Genomic DNA, 19935 nt, shown 5'->3' on the forward strand with positions numbered 1-19935 from the left:
AGCCTCATCCACCATGATGTGGAAGGAGATCGGTCGCCGCTACGGCGTCGACTGCATTATTTTTCGCGCTTGTTATACCGGTCTTCCAACTGAGACCGCGTCCGCGGCCCATCGACACAAAATGCTGTAATTAAATGAGCAATAGTCATGGTCTTGCCGGGTTTCGTCTCAAAGATTACTACGTAGTCGCAATCTTTGAGCCAGAGATATCGACGCCTTTTACCTCGATCATCTCTCCAATCCCAACTCAGCACTTCCGCTGCCTGGCAATTATCAATCAGCGCTCTGCACCAACGAAGTTTTCTAGCTCGAGAGAAGTCTGGCTCTCTATCCCCTGAAACTGCATTTTTACGGGATATAAGATGATAAAAACCTTCTTCAAATTTATAATCCGGAAGAATCCTCCGATCATGGTGGACAATCATTCCATCTAAAAAAACAGACCTACCCTTAAAGTCATTTTCAAAAACTCTGTAGAGCCTTGGCTCAACTTCATTCAGCCAATCCCCATTAGTCACTTCTTCTTTTGGCAGCCAAGGTGCGTGCATTAATTATTTGCTCGCCAATGGAAAACATTAAATTTCTTTTCGGTTGGCAAGGTAGATTTCTTTAAATTGTAGCCAGACCGTTTCTTTATACGCTCCACCAATGCCAATTTGGTAGGACTGCCATTCATCCCACGCGATACATACGAAATTGCACCTATTAACAAATCTGACAATTGCTGCAGCTGCACTTCATGGGATCGAACAAATTGCATTCGCTCGATTATAGAGCGATTGAAGTCATAATTAGCGTTAGCAAGAACTTCTCTTAGCTTCTCCAATTTATGGGCGCTGCGAGTGTCCTTAATATCTAAATAAATTCTATAGCTGTCTTCTGGATTAATGATCCTCTCCAGAAGAATGAAGAACATTTTATAATACCAATCATCATGCGTCTGATTGTACTTCTGATGATTCAAGTTAGCTTTATCTGGGATAACAACGGAACGAAAATGCAGATCATCATCATCAAAGAAATAGTCGATTAGCTCTATAAAAAATTCCGCCTTGGATGGGGATACCTTTGTCCATTTCAATTCAAAATAGGGAGTCAAAGCATGCTTCGCTTTGATCTCTTTCACGCGTTCCGAAATTTTCTCCACTTTATCTGTTGGACACCAAACACTCCCAATGACCATCGCACGCTGCTGATCATTCTGGAGATGGCAACTTTCGTCACAATAAATGCTGTATGCGCTCATATGCTTTTTACGATCTGAAGAGGTGAACGCGATTGTTTGGCGGCATAAATTCACATCTCCAAACGAAGCAATCATCTAAAGCACGGCGTTCGATTTCAATAGTCTTCACCCTCGGTTCACCCCTCTCTCTAGCTGCAGATAAAAATTTCAAGCATACGTTTTTATGTTGAGGCCGATTGTCAAAACCCAAGCTCGATCCTCAATTATTAGCTCTTTTCCCATCAGAAAAGTGCACTATATGTTCTAATTCTTAGTCACTCCCTATTTTGCCTTTGCGCTCTTGGAAATCGTGAATACTGGAAGATGCGGACTGTCGCTGACTGTCCGGATTTGGCTCGAGTTGTTCGTATTTGTCTCGAATTGTCTGAAATTGCATCGAATAGCGTGGAGTTGTCGGAAGTTGTTCTGGATTGTCCGTAGTTGTCGCCAGCGGTCACGAATGGACCGCAGTGGGCTCCAGTGGACCGTAGCGGGCTCCAGCGAACCGGAATGAACCCCAGCGAAGCAAAACGAACCCAAACGAACGAAAACGAACACAAACGAAGCCAAACGAACTGAAACGAAGCCCTGGCGGGCTGCATACAAGAAAAAGCCCGCCAGCCCCGGAGTGCATCCGGTGACGGGCGGGCTTCTTTACGTCCGGCGTCCGGGGAGGACTTTAGGCGGACGGTCTTACCAGGAGGTCACGACGGCCTTCTGGTATTTCTGTTCGACAAAGGCCTTCACCTCGGCCGACTGATAGGCCTTCACCAGCTTGGCGTATTCCGGCTTGTCCTTGTCCTGGGTGCGCACCGCGATGATGTTCACGTAGGGCGCCTTGGTGCCTTCGGTGGCGATGGCATCCTTCACCGGCGAGAGGCCAGCGGGGATCGCGTAGTTGGTGTTGATGGCGGCGGCGTCGAGTTCATCCAGCGCGCGCGGCAACTGGGCGGCATCGAGCTCGACGATGCGGATCTTCTTCGCGTTGTCGGTAATGTCGAGCGGCGTGGCCTTCAGGCCGGCGCCGTCCTTCAGCTTGATCAGGCCGGCCGATTCCAGCACCAGCAGGGCGCGGCCGCCATTGGTCGGGTCGTTCGGGATGCCGACGCGCGCGCCGGCCGGCAGGTCGGTCAGCGACTTCACCTTCTTGGAATAGACGCCCATCGGGAAGTTCACGGTGTAGCCGATGTTGACGATCTTGTAGCCGCGATCCTTCACCTGCGCCTCGAGATACGGCAGGTGCTGGTAGGAATTGACGTCGAGGTCGCCGGCATTGAGCGCGGCGTTGGGCTGGATGTAGTCGCTGAATTCCACGATCTGGATCTTCAGGCCGTCCTTCTCGGCGACCTTCTTCACCACCTCGAAGATTTCAGCATGCGGCCCGGCGGTGACGCCAACCTTGATCGGCTTGTCCTGGGCCAGAGCGGGAGACGCGGCCAGAGCGGCGAGCGCCAGGGCGGCAAGAGTGCGGCGAGTGAGAGACATGGTGTTTTTCCTTTTCTGTAGGGAGACCGAACTGACTTAACGATGACTGAGTTTGCGGACCAGGCGGTCGCCCAGCGACTGCACGCCCTGCACGAAGACGATCAGCACCAGCACAACGGCGGCCATCACCTCGGGCAGGAAGCGCTGGTAGCCATAGCGGATGCCGATATCGCCCAGGCCGCCGCCACCCACGGCGCCAGCCATGGCGGAATAGCCGATCAGGCTGACCAGCGTGATGGTGAGGCCAGCGACGATGCCGGGCAGCGCCTCGGGCAACAGGACTTTCACGACGATCTGCAGCGGCGTTGCGCCCATGGCATCGGCGGCTTCGATCAGGCCCGACGGCACTTCGCGCAAAGCGGTTTCCACCAGCCGCGCGATGAAGGGGATGGCGGCGATGGTCAGCGGCACGATGGCTGCCGCCGTGCCGATGGACGTGCCGACGACCAGGCGCGTGAACGGAATGATCGCCACCATCAGGATGATGAAGGGCGTGGAGCGCGCGGCGTTGATGATCAGGCCGAGGATGCGATTGACAGACACATTCTGAAGAATCCCGCCACGGTCAGTCAGAATCAGGATGACGCCGAGTGGAATCCCGAAGGCCGCGCCCACGCCGCCGGAGATGCCAACCATCACCAGCGTTTCCCACAGGCCGTCAAACAGCAGCGCGATCAATTGCGACGACATCTTCCAGTTCCTCGACGACCAGCTGACGGCTGGCAAGATAGGATTTGGCGGCGAGCAGCTTGGCTTCGTCGCCGCGGGCCTGCACGACCATGACGCCAAACGGGCGTCCCTGGATCTCGTCGATCCGGCCATGCAGGATGTTCAGGTCGAGCCCCAGGTTGCGCGACAGCTCGGCGATCACCGGCTCGTCGGCATGGGGCCCCGTGAAAAGAATGCGCCACAGGCGTGAATTGGCGCCGGGCTTTTCGGCCGCGGCTAGGCGCTTCTGCAGTGCCGGCGGCAGGTCGAAGCCGATCAGGTCGGCGACGAAGCTGCGGGTGGTCGGATGCTGCGGCCGGGTGAAGACATCAAAGGTCTCGCCCTGCTCGATCACGCTGCCCAGCTCCATCACCGCGACGCGGTCGGCGATTTCCTTCACCACTGCCATCTCATGGGTGATCAGAACCACCGTGAGATTGAGGCGGTCGCGGATATCCTTGATCAGGGTCAGGATCTGCTCGGTGGTTTCCGGATCGAGCGCCGAGGTCGCCTCGTCGCAGAGCAGCACTTTCGGGTCGGTGGCCAGCGCGCGCGCAATGCCGACACGCTGCTTCTGCCCGCCCGAGAGCTGCGCCGGATAGCGGTCGGCCTTGTCGGAAAGCCCGACGAGCTCGAGCAGCGGTTCGACCTTGGCCTTGACCGCCGCCTTGCTTTCGCCGCGCAGCTCCAGCGGCAGCGCCACGTTGTCGAACACCGTGCGCGAGGACAGCAGGTTGAAATGCTGGAAAATCATGCCGATGTCGCGCCGCGCGGTGCGCAATTCGGCGGCCGACAGCGCGGTCAGGTCGCGGCCGGCGACATGCACGCTGCCGTCGGTGGGGCGCTCCAGCAGGTTGATGCAGCGGATCAGCGTCGACTTGCCGGCGCCCGAGCGGCCGATCACGCCGAAAATCTCACCCTGCGCGACCGTCAGCGACACGTCGCGCAGGGCTTCAACAGAACCGGAGGCGCTGGCAAAGCGCTTGGTGATGCCACGCAGTTCAATCATGGGTCTGGCGAAATCTCAGCGGTCGAAGGGGAGAAAGCTGAGACTAAGCAGATCGCCCGCCGCATGCCAGTCCGGCGGCAGCGCCAGCGGATCGGCCAGCGAGCTGGCATAGTCCTCGACGGCCACGGTCTGGTTGTCGTTGCTGGCCGGCTTCAGCCGCTCCGGCGACACGAAGGCACCAAGCGCGGCCTGCAGGCGGTCGATAAAGCCCGGCCTGGGTGAAGAAACGAGCATAATCTCGGTCATGACTTAGCTCCAGTTCCGACGACGGCTGTTGTCATTGGCGGCTTCGCGGGCCAGCGCCTGGGCGGCGCGGGTCGCATCAGACGTGCGGCGATAGACGCGCTGCTCCAGGCTGCTGAACTGCGGGCCGGAGGCGAAGAAGCGGAATCCGCTCCGTTCGCGGATCACCACACCGGCGGCCTCGCCGGCCGCCTCGATCAGATAGGCTTCACTCATGGGATATCTCCGTTGTCCGGCAGAACTGCCGGTGAAAGGTCGCTTCAGGGAAAACGCAAAAACCGGTGGCTTGCGCTCAGCGACAACAACAGAGGCGGATGGTCTTGCAGGATACGGTCATGGGTTCACTCCGAACGATCAGTGCCGGGCCCACGACCCAGGTGTAATGCCTGGCCGTGGCGCTTTAGCGTTGGTGACGCGGCGCAAGCTGCCCTTCAAATCCCGCGATCCTGTCCGCCCTTTTCAAGCCGGACTGGATGATCTCTATATTCTACACACAATTTTGCAAATCAAGTGAAATCCACACAAGAATTCGCAAACAAAACATAACTCACACGCAAAAAATGCATGGCTTTGGACCATGTGCAAACAATTTCAATAGTTTATGGGAAAATTCGGTCGGGGTCGGCCCGGTAATGCCCCATACACCGGACCGACCACGAACCCCGACACGACCAGCAGAGTGGCGGGGCCGACCTAAGAAACCGCACCGAAGCGCGATGCCTCCGATTATATGAGAATGATTTTCAATTACAAGCGGGAAAACGCCTTCACGCCGATTTTTCTGGGCAGGCCTGATTTCAGCGGGCTAATAGTCGCCAGACGCCGCCAAGAATGGGGCCATCGGGGGATTTCGTGTCGGGCCAGATTGCGGCGACACCAGAAACGGTAGGCGGGCCGCGCCTGCAGCGCCTGCTGCAATACTGGCACCGGCAGCGCGGCAGCCGGATCATGCCGGCGCGTGCCGATATTGATCCACTGCACTTCCCGTGGATCCTGGGCAATCTCTCTTTGCTGGAAGTGCATCGCGATGGCGCGGGCAAGCCGCGTTACCGCTTCCGCCTCGTCGGCACACGCGTGGTGCAGCGTCTACGCTACGACATGACCGGCAAATGGCTGGATGAGATGCACGAGCAGCAATATCGCAGCCATCTGCACGACAGCTACATCGACGTGGTGACCAAGCGCCTGCCGCTGGTGGAGCGGCTCGACATGCTGATCGACGACCGCGTCCACGACTATGAGATCGTGCGTCTGCCGCTGGGCTCGGATGGCGAGACAGTCGACATGATCGTCCTCGCCGTCGAATTCAGCGATCCGGGAATCTGACTATCACGGATGCGGCATCAGGGATGCAGCGTCAGGCCCTTCACCGCTTTGTCGACCGCCTTGCGATCACCATGAAAGGCCAGTCCGACCCAGGCTTGCGCCGCCGGATCGCCTTCGGCAAACACCGCGCGGTTGGCCGCGTCATGGCCGGTTGAAAACATCGCCTCGATATAGGGCACGATCACCAGGCCCTGCGTCAGTGCGCGGTCATGCGCTTTCTGAAAGGCAGGCCCATCGCCGCCAAAGACCAGCACCGGCTGGCCGCACATCGCCGTATAGGCCTGGCCCGCGCCGTTCACATATGGGCTGCCGATACAGTCGGGGACCGTGGCGGCGATGCCGGTGGCGAGAAAAGCGGTGACATTCAGCTTCTGCCAGACGGCAAGGTCTGCGCGGACGACAATGGCGATCTTGGTGGTGAACACGGGCCTCTCCAGCGATGGGAGGGCCAGGATGCCGTCAGGCGGCAGGGCTGTCTGGAAGATTTGTGCAGCTGCGCCGGTAGACGGCCGGCGTCATGCCATAGGCGCGGCGAAACCAGCGGCCGAGATGGCTCTGGTCGGCAAAGCCGGCAGCTGCCGCCACATCGGCCGGCGCCGCACCCTGTCCCAGCATGTGGCGCGCGCGGTTGAGCCGGCACTGCACCAGCCAGGCATGCGGCGACAGGCCATAGGCGGCCTTGAACACCCGATGCAGGCGAAAGCGATCCGTGCCGGCCAGATCGGCCAGTGCCTGCAGGCCAAGGTCTTCCGCCTGATGCGCGATCATCGCCTCGCGCGCGCGGCGGGCCAGCAGCGGCGAGGCATCCGCAGCCGGCGCCGCCATGCCGCCGAAACGCTGCGCCAGCAAGGCCGCGACATCATCCAGCGCGGCTTCCCGCGCCATGCGGCTGTCGGGCCGGTCGATCTGCCGGCAGGCCGCCAGCACGGCGCGCGCCAGCGGCGCATCATCGTTCAGCACGGCGGGAAAACTGAAGACGCGCTCGCCGGGATCCCGGCCGCCATAAAGACCGGCGGCCTGTCGAAGCCAGGCAGGATCGAAATACAGCATCGCATAGGTGAAGCCGCCATCTGCGCCAGCTTCGCCGTCGTGGATTTCGCCCGGCTCCATCAGGATGACGCGGCCCGGCGTGCTGCGCTGGGTTTCGCGGCGGCAGCGGAACTGCTGCAGCCCCTGCTCGGTGATGCCGACCAGAACCTGATCGTGGAAATGCGGATCATAGGCATGGGCATGAAACTGCGCATGCACAGCCTCGGTGCCGCTGAACGGATCGCGGGCGAAATCGAACCAGTCGCGGCCGTGCTGCGCAGTCGCCATGCCTGCAGTCTGCTACTTCACCACGCCGCAGGCAATGCGGCCACCACCACCACCCAGCGGCGCCGGCGTGTCGCTGTAATTGTCGCCGCCGGCATGGACCATCAGAGAGCGGCCGGCGAGGTCCTTCACCTTCAGGTGCCGCACCACCATCGGCAGATTGGCCGTGCCATCGCCATTCACCACCAGCACCGGCAGGTCGCCGACATGGCCTTCCTTATGACCCGGGCCGTGATGCATGCCGGTCTTTTTCGGATCGTAATGGCCGCCGGCCGCGAAGCCCGCCGCCGCCTGGTTGTTGGCGGCCGGATTGGGGCCGGGGCCGCAATCGGGTTTTTCATGCATGTGGAAACCATGCGGACCGGCGGGGCCGAGTTTGACCAGCTTGGGCGTCAGCACCAGACCCTGGGGGCTGTCCTTCGCCGTGATGGTGCCGATGCTTTCGCCGACGCCGGTGGCGCTGATCGCATTGATCGTGATGGTTTTTTCAGCGGCCATGACCGGCAGGGCCAGGAGCGCCGCGGACAGGATCGCAATACCGGATAGAAGACGTTTCATGTGTTCCTCCCGTTGGATTGATACGACCATCAACAGATATAGAGCGAAAAAACTCCACCGGCTCGGAAAACCATAAAAAACGGGCGGGGTTTGCGCCCCGCCCGTTGGCCGTATCCGGATGAGTGTCCGGGTCAGGTATTCATCGAATCGAAGAAATCGGCGTTGGTCTTGCTGTGCTTGATCTTGTCGAGCAGGAACTCCATCGCGTCCTGGCCGCCCATCGGCATGAGGATGCGGCGCAGCACCCACATCTTGGCCAGCACGCCCTTGTCGACCAGCAACTCTTCCTTGCGGGTGCCCGACTTGGTGATGTCGATGGCCGGGAAGGTACGCTTGTCCGACAGCTTGCGGTCGAGGATGATTTCCGAGTTACCGGTGCCCTTGAACTCTTCGAAGATCACTTCGTCCATGCGCGAACCGGTTTCGATCAGCGCGGTGGCGATGATGGTGAGCGAACCACCCTCCTCGATATTGCGCGCGGCGCCGAAGAAGCGCTTCGGGCGCTGCAACGCGTTGGCATCCACACCGCCGGTCAGCACCTTGCCCGACGACGGCACCACGGTGTTGTAGGCGCGCGCCAGACGGGTGATCGAATCCAGCAGGATGACGACGTCGCGCTTGTGCTCGACCAGGCGCTTGGCCTTTTCGAGTACCATTTCGGTAACCTGCACGTGGCGGCTTGCCGGCTCGTCGAAGGTGGAGGAGATGACCTCGCCCTTCACGGTGCGCTGCATGTCGGTGACTTCTTCCGGACGTTCATCGATCAGCAGAACGATCAGGTAGACTTCCGGGTGATTGTGGCTGATCGCATGCGCGATGTTCTGCAGCAGCACCGTCTTGCCCGTGCGCGGCGGCGCCACAATCAGGGCGCGCTGGCCCTTGCCCTGCGGCGAGATCAGATCGATGACGCGGGCCGAGACGTCACGCTTGGGCGCCGAGATGATCTTCTCGCGCTTCTCGCCGCCGCGGCTCTTGATCGTCGGGGTCTTGGGCGCCGCGGCCGGTGCCGCCGGAGCCTCTTCCTCGATCGCCGGCAGTTCCATGCGCAGGCGTTCAGTCGGATAGAGCGGCGTCAGGTTGTCGAAATGGACCTTGTGACGGGTCTGCTCGGGGTCTTCGTAATTGATCGTGTTGACCTTGAGCAGCGCGAAGTAACGCTCGCCATCCTTCGGCGCGCGGATCGTGCCTTCGATGGTATCGCCGGTGCGCAGACCGAAGCGGCGGATCTGGTTCGGGCTGACATAGATGTCGTCGGGGCCCGGCAGGTAGTTGGCCTGGGCGGAGCGCAGGAAGCCGAAGCCATCCTGCAGCACTTCCAGCACGCCCTCGCCTGTGATCTCGACTTCGCGATCGGCCAGCTGCTTGAGAATGGCGAACATCATGTCCTGCTTGCGCAGGGTGGATGCGTTCTCGATCTGCAGCTCTTCGGCAAACGCCAGAAGATCAGTCGGGGATTTGGTTTTCAGTTCCTGGAGATTCATGGACGGACTCGCGGACTCGGCAGGTCGGTATTGTTTGGGAGATTTGGGCGCCGCATCCGGGACGGAGCGCAGCAACCAGTGAGGGGGGTGTGGTGTCGTGAGCCGCCCGCGCAGGTTCCGCTTTACATACTGAAATCTGATTTGCGGAAGGTGCCGGATCGGCCCCGGCCCGAGAGAAGGATGGGCCGGTTGCCTAAGCGAAATAGCAATCGCCCGGGCCTAAGTCAAGGGCGGGCGACTGCCGATGCAATCGCCCGCCCGTAACAAAATAGCGATCCGGACGGTTTGGTCAGGCCGTCAGGTTCATGACCAGGAAGAAGGTGCCAGCCGCCGTGACGGCCGCACCGGCCAGGCGGCTGAGCTGCGGCAGCAGCGCGGCGTGATTGCGGTTGAGCATGCGCCAGGCCACCACCACAGCGGCGGCGAGCACGTATTCGATCAGGGCGAGGCCGGCCAGATACGCGAGCAGCGGGGTCTGCTCTGCGCCGAAGATGCTTTCGGCGAAGGCATAGCCGTGAAACAGGCCTGACAACGCCAGAATGGCGGCAAACAGACCATCACCGATGCGCGCCTGGATCACCAGCAGCACGCCCAGCAGCAGCACGGAGGCAGCGACCAGGATTTCACCGGCCGGCAGGGCGAAACCGGTCAGATGGAGGACCGAACCAACCGCAGAGGCGATCACGAAGGCGAGTGGCAGAAGCAGCCCCCGGGCACGAGGCGCCGCCAGCAGGCCGGCGGCCAGGATGAAGGCCAGATGATCCAGCCCGATGACGGGGTGAGCGAGACCGGAGATCAGGCCGGTGGTCAGCGTGTTCGGGGTTTCGCCGTCCATGCCGTGATGGGCAAAGGCCGGGATGGCGGCAGCCATGCTGGTCAGGGCGATGGCGGCAGACGCGAAATAACGGAGCATGGTGCACCTCCTGTGCGGGACGTCGAACGGGCGGCCGAATCGCCAGTCGTGGATCTTTGTGGCGACCTTAAGTGGCGGTCTTCGTCCCGTCAAACGCCGGCAACGCCTGCCGAACAGGCCGCCCCTGCGGCAATACCGCCCTTGCCGATCGGCCAGTCCGGGGGTAAGCCTGTGCGCCATGCGCAGCCGCTTTCCCATGACCGGGCCCTTCAGCCTGCCTCGCCTGGCGGCGATGGCAGCCCTGTTCGCCCTGCTGTTCCATGCCGCGCTGCCGCTGACCCAGCAGGCCGCCCGCCAGGCCCAGGCCGCCAACGGCATCGAGCAGGTCGTGCTCTGCTCGGCGCTCGGCCTGCGCATCCTGGCCCTGCAGGACGGCCAGCCGGTAGACACCGATCCGGCCAAGGCGGAAAAGACCAGCAAGCTCTGCCCGGTCTGCTTTGGCGCCACCTCCACGCTCGCCCATGCCATCCTACCGGTGGCGCATGACCTGCCCCTGCCGCAACTGGCCGTCACCGTGCTCTACGGCGCGGCCGGCAGCAGCACGCTGGCCCAGGCCCATACCCATTCACCACAGGCGCGCGCGCCACCCCTCTCCCTGTCCTGAACCACGCCACCCTCTTCGTTTTCAGGATTACCGGGAGTTTTCCCATGTCGGTTATCAGATTTACGAGCGCTGCGGCGCTCATCACGTTGCTTTCGGCGCCGTCTTTCGCCCATATCGTCGCCGATCCGGCCGAGGCCAAGCCAGGCAGCTACTTCCGCACGGCCTTGCGCGTCGGCCATGGCTGTGGCGCTGGCAAGGCCACCACCGCGGTGCGCGTCACCATCCCCGAGGGCATCTACAGTGCCAGCGCCCAGCCCAAGCCGGGCTGGGAGATCAAGGTCGAGACGACCAAGCTGGCGCAGCCGGTGGATGCCGGTCATGGCCGCAAGACCGACACGGTGGTCAGTGCCATCACCTGGAGCGGCGGCAGCCTGCCCAACGAACAGTTCGATGAATTCGGCCTGGTGCTGAAGCTGCCCGATGCGCCGGGCCAGCAGCTCTGGCTGCCGATCCTGCAGACCTGCGCCGGTGGTGAGGCGCGCTGGGACCAGATTCCGGCCGCCGGACAGAAGGCCGATCGTCCCGCCGCGCTGATCCGCATCGCCGGCGACGCGCCATCTGCCGCGGCCAGCGCTGGCGACATCCAGGTGGTGCAGCCGTTTGCCCGCGCCACGCCGGCCAAGGTCGGCGGCGTGTTCCTGACCCTGAAGAATGCCGGCGGCAGCGCCGACCGGCTGCTGAAGGCGGAATCCCCGGTGGCCGCCAGCGTCGAGCTACACACCCATGTGAAGGACGGCGATGCCATGCGCATGCGCCCGGTCGAAAATATTCCGGTGCCGGCCAATGGCCAGACCGCGCTGGAGCCCGGCGGCTATCACATCATGCTGATCGACCTGCGCCAGCCCCTCAAAGACGGCGCGCAGTTCCCGCTGACGCTGACCTTCGAGAAGGCCGGCAAGGTGACGCTGCAGGTGCCGGTACTGAAAGCCGGCGCAGGTGCTGCACCCGCCGGCGGCGGTCACCAGCACCACCACTGATCAGCCTCTTCATCCAACAGGACGCCACGAGTCCGTGCTGCGGCAGAGAAACCGCGCGCCCGTGGTTCTATGAATTGCGAGACATCCATGACCCGTATTGCCTATGGCCTGTTGCTGGCCAGCCTGCCCACCGCCGTTCTGGCGCAAACCGTGACGCCGCCCATCACCGTAACGGCGAAGCCCGAAGCCGAATCCGCCACCGTGCCGACCACCGAGGAGGCTCGCCGCCGCATCGAGAAGACGGCTGGCGGCGTCGATATCGTACCCAATGACGAGGTACGCGACGGCCGCGCCAATACCGTGAAGGACGTGCTGGATTACGTGCCCGGCGTCTACGCTCAGCCGAAATACGGTCAGGAGGATTCGCGGCTTTCCATCCGTGGTTCCGGCCTGTCGCGCAGCTTCCATCTGCGCGGCACCAGAATCCTGCGCGACGGCGTGCCGATCACCGATGCCGATGGCGCAGGCGACACCATGGAGATCGATCCACTCGCCGTGGATTACACTGAAGTCTACAAGGGCGCCAATGCCCTGCAGTATGGCGCTTCGCTGCTGGGCGGCGCGGTCAACTTCGTCAGCCCCACCGGCCGCAGCCAGCCAGGCTTCCTGGTTCGCCAGGAATTTGGCAGCTTCGACACGCTGCGCAGCCAGTTCGGTGCTGGCGGCGCCAGCGGCGATTACGATTACTATGTCACGCCGACCTACAGTCATAGCAGCGGCTTCCGCGATCATACCGATCAGGATTACATGCGCCTGAACGGCAATGTCGGCTGGCGCGCCAATGACCGTGTCGAGACACGGGTTTTCCTGAGCGCCGCCAATATCAACCAGAAGATTCCGGCCAGCGTGACCAAGGCGCAGGCGCTGAACAATCCGAAGTCGACGCTTGCCAGCAGCTTCACCGGCAACACCAAGCGCAACATCGACAGCCTTCGTGGCGCCAGCAAGACCACGGTACTGACCGATACTGGTGAGGCGAGCTTCGGGGTTTTCGCGGCCAATAAGCAGCTGTTCCATCCGCTGAACGGCACGATCCTGGTCGATAATGACGAAACCAATGGCGGCGGCTTCGCGCGCTGGGTGGATGAGCAGCAGCTCGCCGGCCATCGCAACGAGACCACGCTGGGCATCAATTACTTCACCGGCATGAACAAGGCACGCACCTTCGCCAATGCGGGCGGCAGCAAGGGCGCGCTGACCGGCAACTCGGAGCAGACGTCCGACACGCTGGAGCTTTACGGCGAGGATGCCTTCTATGTCGTACCCGATGTCGCCCTGATCGGCGGCCTGCAGGGCACGCTGGCGCGGCGCAAGCTGGACGACAAGTTCCTCACCGACGGCAATGCCTCGGTGGAGCGCGGCTATAACAGCACCAACCCCAAGCTCGGCGCGCGTTGGGATATTAGGCCCGACACCCAGGGCTTCACCAATTTCAGCTGGTCGACCGAACCGCCGCCGTTCTCTGAACTTGGCACCGCCACCACGGTGGTCTCGGCCGAGGCGCAGCAGTCGAAGACGCTGGAAATCGGGACGCGCGGCAAGCGCGCCGACTTCGCCTGGGATGCCGTGATCTATCGTGCCTGGCTGCATAACGAGATCCAGACCCTGCAGAACCCCACCAATCCGGCGCTCAGCATCCAGTCGAATGCCGACAACACCATCCATCAGGGCATCGAGCTGGGCGGCGAATGGGTGGCCTTGCGCAGCCTGGTCAGCGCCAACGACAAGACATCGCTGCGCGGCGCCTATACTTACAGCGAGTTCCGCTTCGATCACGATCCGGTGTTCCGCGACAACGACATCCCCGGCGCGCCGCGTCATTATATCCGCGCGGAATTGCGCTACAGCCATGCCGACGGCTGGTATGCCGGCCCGAATGTGGAATGGGTGCCCCAGGGTTACTTCGTCGACAACGCCAACACGCTGAAGACCGATCCCTACGCCCTGCTGGGCTTCAAGACCGGCTACGATTTCGGCAACGGACTGAAGCTGTTCCTCGATGGCCGCAACCTGCTGGACAAGGCCTATATCTCCAATGCCAGCGGTACCACCACCGCCACGGCGAACTCGGCCCTGTTCAATCCGGGCGACGGCCGCGCCGTCTACGGCGGCATCGAGTATCGCTGGTAGGATTAAACTTCGTTCATCTGCGGCCCGGAGGCGTTCCGGGCCAAGACTTCGCCACACTCCTCGCGTTAGGCTCACGGCGCCGGTTCATCCCGGCGCCGTTTTCCATCCGAGGCCATCATGTCAACATTCACCGCCTTCTGCCGCGATTTCTGGTCACTGGCCAAGCCCTATTTCCTCGATCCGAAGGAGCGGGTGAGCGCCTGGAGCCTGCTCGGCGTCATCGTCATCCTGAATCTGGCGAGCGTGGGTCTGAGCGTGTGGTTCAACCAGTGGTACAACGACTTCTATAATGCCCTGCAGGAGAAGGACTTCGACAGCTTCAAGACATTGCTGCTGCATTTCACCGGCGTTGCCCTCGCTTTCATCGTTGTTGCCGTCTACCGGCTGTACCTGCAGCAGATGCTGCAGATCCGCTGGCGCCGCTGGATGACCGAAAACTGGACCGCCGACTGGCTCAGCCGGAAGCATTATTACCACATGCAGATGGCCGGCCTGGGCACCGACAACCCGGACCAGCGCCTCGCGGAAGACCTGCGACTCTTCCCGCTCTATTCGCTGACGCTGACGCTCGGCTTGATGAATGCCATCGTCACACTGGCTTCGTTCCTCGGCATCCTGTGGACGCTGTCAGGTGACTTCAGCATCACGCTCGGCGGAACGGAATATTCCGTTCCCGGCTATATGGTCTGGGTTGCCATCGTCTATGCCGCCGCGGGCACTGGACTCACCCATCTGATCGGCCGGCCGCTAGTGAAAATGAATTTCGACAAGCAACGGCTGGAAGCCGATTTCCGCTTTCACCTGGTGCGCGTACGCGAACATGCCGAAGGCATCGCCTTCCAGCATGGCGAACCCGTCGAGCAGGCCGGTCTGCTGGCGCGCTTCAAAGGCGTATTCGAGAATTTCTACGACATCATGCGCAAGACCAAGCAGCTTACCTGGTTTACGGCAGGTTACGGCCAGCTCGCCCTGATCTTCCCATTCGTGGTCGGCGCCCCGCGCTATTTCAGCGGTGCGATCCAGCTCGGCGGCCTGATGCAGATCGTCTCGGCCTTCGGCCAGGTTCAGGAAGCGCTGAGCTATCTCATCACCGCCTATACCGACATCGCCGAATGGCGCGCGGTGATCGAACGCCTGACCGGCTTCCGCAGCGGGCTGGAGAAAGCCAGGACGCTGGCTGCGCAGTCGCAAGTGGCCGTGGAGACTGGCGACAGCGGTCTGAAAGTCGACGGCCTGGCGCTCAGCCTGCCCGATGGCAAGCCGCTGCTGCAGATCGACGGCCTGGCACTCAATGCCGGCGAGAGCCTGTTGATCAGTGGCAAGTCGGGCAACGGTAAGACCACGCTGCTGCGCGCCATTGCAGGACTCTGGCCTTTCGGCGCCGGCAGGCTGCAGCGCGCCGGCGATGCGCAGAGCCTGTTCCTGCCGCAGAAGGCTTATCTGCCGCTCGGCACCCTGCGCAGCGCGCTGGCCTATCCGCGCGATCCGGCTGCTTTTAGCGATGCTGACTATCATGCGGCGCTCGAGGCGCTCGATCTGGGGAAACTGGCACCGCGCCTGGACGAGGATGCGCAATGGCACCAGCAGCTGTCGGGCGGCGAGCAGCAGCGCGTGCAGTTCGCCCGCGCCTTACTGCTGAAGCCGAAATGGCTCTATCTGGACGAGGCGACCTCGGCGCTGGATGAGGCCACCGAGGCGAAAGCACTCGATGCCCTGCGCCGCAACCTGCCCAACACCGCTGTGCTCAGCGTCGGTCACCGGCCGGCGCTGCAGGCCTTCCACAAGCGACATGCCGAGCTGAAGCCCGCCGCTGCCGGTGGGCCGGCGCTGCTGACGCTGACTTAACCCCAGGGACGACGGCGCTTGGCCGTGCCCGAGGTCGGCACCGAACTGGTGCCGCGCGACATCGATGACCGCGCAGAAGGCGCAGTCGCAAAGGCGGTCTGCTCGTAGGAGCGGCCGCCGCCGCGCACATTCCCGGCCAGCTCCATCAGCGCGGCGACACGGTTGTCAGTGCTCGGATGGGTCGAGAACAGGCTGTCCATGCCGCGGCCGTGCAGCGGGTTGATAATGAACATATGCGCAGTAGCCGGATTGCCTTCGGCGCGCTCGTTGGGCACACGCTCGACCGTGCCGCTGATGCGCTGCAGCGCCGACGCCAGACCATGCGGATTGCCGCTGATCTCGGCACCCATGCGGTCGGCGGCATATTCACGACTGCGGCTGATCGCCATCTGCACCACCATGGCGGCGATCGGCGCCAGGATCATGATCAGCAGGCTGCCGATCATACCCAGACCGCCGCGGTTGCCTTCGGAATCGCGGCTGCCGCCGAAGAACATGGCGAAGTTAGCCAGCATGCCGATGGCGCCGGCCAGCGTCGCCGTCACCGTCATGATGAGCGTGTCGCGGTTCTTCACATGCGCCAGCTCATGCGCCATCACGCCTTCGATTTCCTCGCGGCTCAGCATGTGCAGCAGCCCGGTGGTGGCCGCGACGGCGGCATTCTCCGGGTTGCGGCCGGTGGCAAAGGCGTTGGGTTGGTCATTGTCCATCACATAGACGCGCGGCATCGGCAGACCGGCACGCTGCGCCAGCCCCTGCACCAGGCCGTAGAATTCCGGCGCGGTCTGGGCGTCGACCTCGCGCGCGCCATACATGGACAGCACCATCTTGTCGCTGTTCCAGTAGGCGAACAGGTTCATCACCGCAGCCAGGCCGAGCGCGATCAGCATGCCCGCCTCGCCGCCGATCAGGAAGCCGACCGCACCGAACAGGCCCGTCATAGCCGCCAGCAGTAATGCCGTCTTCATGTAATTCATGATCTTTCACCCTCGTTCTGCGGCCGACCTGCCTGCCAGGCAGCCACAGAATATATCCTGTGGCTTTCCAGTCGGCCCGCACCGCTATATTTAAGATCGCCAGACCCCTCCGCAAGAAGCCCGCCAATGGTCGACGATCCAAAATCCGCTCCCGAAGCCGCCAGCGTCCCCACTCTGGACGGCAACGCCGTCGACAGCCGTCCGGTCGATCCCAAAACCGGCAAGCCGCTGGCACCGGCCAAGCCGGCGATCAAGCTGACCCAGGCACCCGGCGAGGAAGACGGCCCCAAGGGCCCCGAGCCCACCCGCTACGGCGACTGGGAGCGCAAGGGCATCGTCTCCGACTTCTGAAGCCCATATTGGACCCGATTGCGCCGGAATTGCGGCGGCAGACCCGCCCTGCACGGCTTGCATGCCCTATGGCCATGCCTATACTCCGGCCCGATTTTCTAAACATTTCCCAATCAGGAGTGCGCCCGATGAGCGGCAGCAAGCATGGCAGCGTCAAGAAGGTGGTTCTGGCCTATTCCGGCGGCCTCGACACCTCGGTGATCCTGAAATGGCTGCAGGAGACTTATGGCTGCGAGGTGGTGACCTTCACCGCCGATCTGGGCCAGGGCGAAGAGCTGGAGCCGGCGCGCAAGAAGGCCGAGATGTTCGGCGTGAAGCAGATATTCATCGAGGACGTGCGCGAGGAATTCGTGCGCGACTTCGTCTTCCCGATGTTCCGCGCCAACGCGATGTATGAGGGCCTGTATCTGCTCGGCACCTCCATCGCCCGTCCGCTGATCGCCAAGCGCCAGATCGAGATCGCCCGCGAAGTCGGCGCCGACGCGGTCTGCCATGGCGCCACCGGCAAGGGCAACGACCAGGTGCGCTTCGAGCTCAGTTATTACGCGCTGAAGCCCGACATCAAGGTGATCGCACCCTGGCGCGAATGGGATCTGAATTCGCGCACGGCGCTGATCGACTTCGCCGAGAAGCACCAGATCCCGATCGCCAAGGACAAGCGCGGCGAAGCGCCCTTCTCGGTTGACGCCAACCTGCTGCACATCTCGGCCGAAGGCAAAGTGCTGGAAGATCCGTGGGTGGAAGCGCCCGACTTCGTCTACTCGCGCACCGTCGATCCGGAAAAGGCCCCGGACAAGCCGGAATATGTCGAGATCGAGTTCAAGAAGGGTGACGCCATCGCCGTCAACGGCGAGAAGCTGTCGCCGGCTGCGCTGCTGACCAAGCTGAACGAGCTGGGCGGCAAGCATGGCATCGGTCGTCTTGATCTGCTGGAAAACCGCTTCGTAGGCATGAAGAGCCGTGGCATCTACGAAACGCCTGGCGGCACCATCCTGCATATGGCGCATCGCGGCATCGAGCAGGTGACGCTGGATCGCGGCGCGGCGCATCTGAAGGATGAGATCATGCCGCGTTATGCCGAACTGATCTACAACGGCTTCTGGTTCTCGCCCGAGCGCCAGATGCTGCAGGCGTTGATCGACAAGAGCCAGGAGAATGTGGAAGGCAGCGTGCGCCTGAAGCTCTACAAGGGCTCGGTCAACGTGGTCGGCCGCAAGTCGCCCAAGTCGCTCTACTCGCTGGCGCATGTCACCTTCGAGGCGGACTCGGTCTATGACCAGAAGGATGCCGCCGGCTTCATCAAGCTGAACGCGCTGCGCCTGCGCCTGCTGAACCGCCAGAACGGCTGAGCGGTTCAAGCATACCGACATGACAAGGCGGGGATTCAGGTCCCCGCCTTTTTCGTTAACGGCCCAGCTCCGCTGCGCTGCCGGGCCGCTTTGCGCAATTGTGACCTATCGGGTGAAATTGCCTGATTCCATTGAAAAACATGGGCTTTTGTCGCGATCTTGTCACGGAAGGCCACAGTCTGGTCGCAACCTAAGCGCCCGCTTTACCTCTACTTTTCCTGTCACGACCCGAAAGGGCCGCAGGCCCATCGGCCTGCTCCCGTAGAAGACAGGAGAACCGCCATGATCGTCACCCGCGTGAGCGTCATACCGCCGGCCACTGTCTACCGCCGCACGGCGAAGGCCAATGAACGCTATATGGAAGAGCGCCTGTGGCAGCGCGCGCTCAGCCGTTTGGACGGCCCGCGTCCGGAGCCGGCCCGCACCCCGGAAAAGACTGAGAAGAAGGAGCGCCGCTCCTTCCGTCGCGTCCTGGGCGCCATCCGCAACGGCATGGGCCGCTACATCGACATCTACGCCTGATCAGACAATCCTGATCTGACGGCCGGCAGACGTGCCAGCTTGTCGGGGTTGCGCATGATGAAGACGTTGCGCACCACGCCATCGGCGATATCCAGCGCCAGAGCCAGATAAGGCGTCTTGCCATCGTAAAGCAGCCAGCCCGGCTGGCCGTTCACCATGGCGAAAACGCGCCGCAGGGCTTCAGGCTGCTTGCGCTTCACACCGGCGAAGAAGCGCGCAACCTTCTCGGCACCGTGAATGACGTTGAGGGCGGCGCGCGCCTTGCCGCCGCCATCGGCCCACAGCATGGCGTCCTCGGCCAGCAAACCCGCGAACATCGAGACGTCGCCGGCCTTCGTCGCCGCTGCGAACTTATCCGCCAGGGCGCGCGCCGCTGCTGCATCGGCATCGAAACGCGGACGCGCCTCCTTCAGGTGTTTCTGCGCCCGGCTGACCAGCTGGCGGCAGGCGGCTTCGGTCTTCTGCAACGCTGCTGCGATCTGCGGATAGTCGTAGTCAAAGGCCTCGCGCAGCAGATACGCGGCCCGTTCCGCCGGCGACAGTCGCTCCATCACCATCAGCAGCGCCATGGAAAGGTCGTCTGCCATCTCCTTGCCTGAATCTGCCGCCGGCACGCTGATCTCCAACTCGACCAGCGGCTCGGGCAGCCAAATGCCGGGATAATTCTCACGCTCCTGTTTGGCGGCGCGCAGGCGGTCGATGCACAGCCGCGTGCAGGCCGTCACCAGCCAGGCCTCTGGCGTCTGGATCGCGTCGGTGTCGGTGCGATGCCAGCGCAGATAGGTGTCCTGCACGGCATCCTCGGCGTCGCCGACGCTGCCCAGCATGCGGTAGGCCAGGCCGAACAGGCGCTTGCGATGCTGTTCGAAGCTTTGCGTCTTGGCGTCCATCCGCCGCTATCCTCACTGATCCGCTGCA

Annotated in this window: 22 protein-coding genes; 8 read left to right on the top strand and 14 right to left on the bottom strand. The window is 62.3% G+C overall.

Going from position 1 to position 19935, the window contains the following annotated elements:
* Nucleotides 1–56: 56 nt before the first annotated feature.
* The 7 genes from AC1RRT_RS06940 to AC1RRT_RS06970 all read right to left on the bottom strand — a co-directional run bounded on the left by AC1RRT_RS06940 (nt 57) and on the right by AC1RRT_RS06970 (nt 4886).
* Nucleotides 57–548, bottom strand: a complete 492-nt coding sequence (locus AC1RRT_RS06940; RefSeq protein WP_493013046.1) for a hypothetical protein — start codon at nt 546–548, stop codon at nt 57–59.
* Nucleotides 548–1321 (bottom strand): DUF3800 domain-containing protein, encoded by a 774-nt coding sequence (locus AC1RRT_RS06945; RefSeq protein WP_493013047.1) that lies wholly within the window; start codon nt 1319–1321, stop codon nt 548–550. The genes AC1RRT_RS06940 and AC1RRT_RS06945 overlap by 1 nt, the downstream gene beginning before the upstream one ends.
* A gap of 597 nt (nt 1322–1918) precedes the next feature.
* The gene (locus AC1RRT_RS06950) at nt 1919–2710 is read right to left on the bottom strand and encodes a MetQ/NlpA family ABC transporter substrate-binding protein (protein WP_493013048.1); all 792 of its coding nucleotides are present in this window, start codon (nt 2708–2710) and stop codon (nt 1919–1921) included.
* A gap of 36 nt (nt 2711–2746) precedes the next feature.
* Nucleotides 2747–3400 carry a methionine ABC transporter permease gene (locus AC1RRT_RS06955; protein ID WP_492979080.1) on the bottom strand — a complete coding sequence of 218 codons (654 nt, stop codon included), beginning with the start codon at nt 3398–3400 and terminating at the stop codon, nt 2747–2749.
* Nucleotides 3369–4427, bottom strand: a complete 1059-nt coding sequence (locus AC1RRT_RS06960; protein ID WP_493013049.1) for a methionine ABC transporter ATP-binding protein — start codon at nt 4425–4427, stop codon at nt 3369–3371. Before AC1RRT_RS06960 ends, AC1RRT_RS06955 begins: the two co-directional genes overlap by 32 nt.
* 15 nt (nt 4428–4442) lie before the next feature.
* Nucleotides 4443–4673, bottom strand: a complete 231-nt coding sequence (locus AC1RRT_RS06965; RefSeq protein WP_493013050.1) for a hypothetical protein — start codon at nt 4671–4673, stop codon at nt 4443–4445.
* A 3-nt stretch (nt 4674–4676) separates the two neighbouring features.
* Nucleotides 4677–4886: a hypothetical protein gene (locus AC1RRT_RS06970; protein ID WP_493013051.1), complete on the bottom strand. Its 210-nt coding sequence runs from the start codon at nt 4884–4886 to the stop codon at nt 4677–4679.
* 636 nt (nt 4887–5522) lie between these two features.
* Here AC1RRT_RS06970 and AC1RRT_RS06975 point away from each other — a divergent pair.
* A complete protein-coding gene (locus AC1RRT_RS06975; protein ID WP_493013052.1) occupies nt 5523–5996 on the top strand; it encodes a PAS domain-containing protein in 474 nt (157 codons plus the stop codon).
* Between the two features lie 17 nt (nt 5997–6013).
* Here the strand turns inward: AC1RRT_RS06975 and AC1RRT_RS06980 are convergent, their stop codons facing one another.
* The 5 genes from AC1RRT_RS06980 to AC1RRT_RS07000 form a co-directional block, all read right to left on the bottom strand.
* Complete coding sequence (locus tag AC1RRT_RS06980; RefSeq protein WP_493013053.1) at nt 6014–6421, bottom strand: DUF2000 family protein; 408 nt, start codon at nt 6419–6421, stop codon at nt 6014–6016.
* Between the two features lie 34 nt (nt 6422–6455).
* The gene (locus AC1RRT_RS06985) at nt 6456–7313 is read right to left on the bottom strand and encodes an AraC family transcriptional regulator (RefSeq protein WP_493013054.1); all 858 of its coding nucleotides are present in this window, start codon (nt 7311–7313) and stop codon (nt 6456–6458) included.
* 12 nt (nt 7314–7325) lie between these two features.
* Nucleotides 7326–7868, bottom strand: coding sequence for a superoxide dismutase family protein (locus tag AC1RRT_RS06990; protein WP_493013055.1), 543 nt, complete (start codon nt 7866–7868; stop codon nt 7326–7328).
* A 131-nt stretch (nt 7869–7999) separates the two neighbouring features.
* Entirely contained in the window at nt 8000–9349 is a 1350-nt protein-coding gene (gene rho / locus AC1RRT_RS06995) for a transcription termination factor Rho (RefSeq protein WP_493013056.1), read from the bottom strand.
* 289 nt (nt 9350–9638) lie between these two features.
* Nucleotides 9639–10262, bottom strand: coding sequence for a HupE/UreJ family protein (locus AC1RRT_RS07000; protein WP_493013057.1), 624 nt, complete (start codon nt 10260–10262; stop codon nt 9639–9641).
* 196 nt (nt 10263–10458) lie between these two features.
* On the opposite strand from AC1RRT_RS07000, the gene AC1RRT_RS07005 reads away from it, so the two are divergent.
* From AC1RRT_RS07005 to AC1RRT_RS07020, 4 genes are all read left to right on the top strand, one after another.
* On the top strand, nt 10459–10866 hold the full coding sequence (locus AC1RRT_RS07005; protein ID WP_493013058.1) for a DUF2946 family protein: 408 nt from the start codon (nt 10459–10461) through the stop codon (nt 10864–10866).
* Nucleotides 10867–10910: 44 nt separating this feature from the next.
* Complete coding sequence (locus AC1RRT_RS07010) at nt 10911–11843, top strand: DUF1775 domain-containing protein (protein WP_493013059.1); 933 nt, start codon at nt 10911–10913, stop codon at nt 11841–11843.
* A gap of 87 nt (nt 11844–11930) precedes the next feature.
* Nucleotides 11931–13973, top strand: coding sequence for a TonB-dependent receptor family protein (locus tag AC1RRT_RS07015; protein WP_493013060.1), 2043 nt, complete (start codon nt 11931–11933; stop codon nt 13971–13973).
* A 117-nt stretch (nt 13974–14090) separates the two neighbouring features.
* Nucleotides 14091–15818: an ABC transporter ATP-binding protein/permease gene (locus tag AC1RRT_RS07020; protein WP_493013061.1), complete on the top strand. Its 1728-nt coding sequence runs from the start codon at nt 14091–14093 to the stop codon at nt 15816–15818.
* On the opposite strand, the gene htpX is transcribed toward AC1RRT_RS07020, so the two are convergent.
* Nucleotides 15815–16795: a zinc metalloprotease HtpX gene (gene htpX, locus AC1RRT_RS07025; protein WP_493013062.1), complete on the bottom strand. Its 981-nt coding sequence runs from the start codon at nt 16793–16795 to the stop codon at nt 15815–15817. The genes AC1RRT_RS07020 and htpX overlap by 4 nt on opposite strands.
* Nucleotides 16796–16921: 126 nt before the next feature.
* Between htpX and AC1RRT_RS07030 the strand changes: the two genes are divergently transcribed.
* The 3 genes from AC1RRT_RS07030 (at nt 16922) to AC1RRT_RS07040 (ending at nt 19017) form a co-directional block, all read left to right on the top strand.
* Complete coding sequence (locus AC1RRT_RS07030) at nt 16922–17146, top strand: DUF1674 domain-containing protein (protein WP_493013063.1); 225 nt, start codon at nt 16922–16924, stop codon at nt 17144–17146.
* Between the two features lie 128 nt (nt 17147–17274).
* Nucleotides 17275–18495, top strand: coding sequence for an argininosuccinate synthase (locus AC1RRT_RS07035; protein WP_493013064.1), 1221 nt, complete (start codon nt 17275–17277; stop codon nt 18493–18495).
* A 282-nt stretch (nt 18496–18777) separates the two neighbouring features.
* Nucleotides 18778–19017 carry a hypothetical protein gene (locus AC1RRT_RS07040; protein ID WP_493013065.1) on the top strand — a complete coding sequence of 80 codons (240 nt, stop codon included), beginning with the start codon at nt 18778–18780 and terminating at the stop codon, nt 19015–19017.
* Here the strand turns inward: AC1RRT_RS07040 and AC1RRT_RS07045 are convergent.
* The gene (locus AC1RRT_RS07045; RefSeq protein WP_493013066.1) at nt 19008–19907 is read right to left on the bottom strand and encodes an RNA polymerase sigma-70 factor; all 900 of its coding nucleotides are present in this window, start codon (nt 19905–19907) and stop codon (nt 19008–19010) included. The two genes, AC1RRT_RS07040 and AC1RRT_RS07045, sit on opposite strands and share 10 nt — an antisense overlap.
* Nucleotides 19908–19935 lie beyond the last annotated feature (28 nt).

This window comes from Ferrovibrio sp. GW821-FHT12B10 (assembly GCF_058807515.1).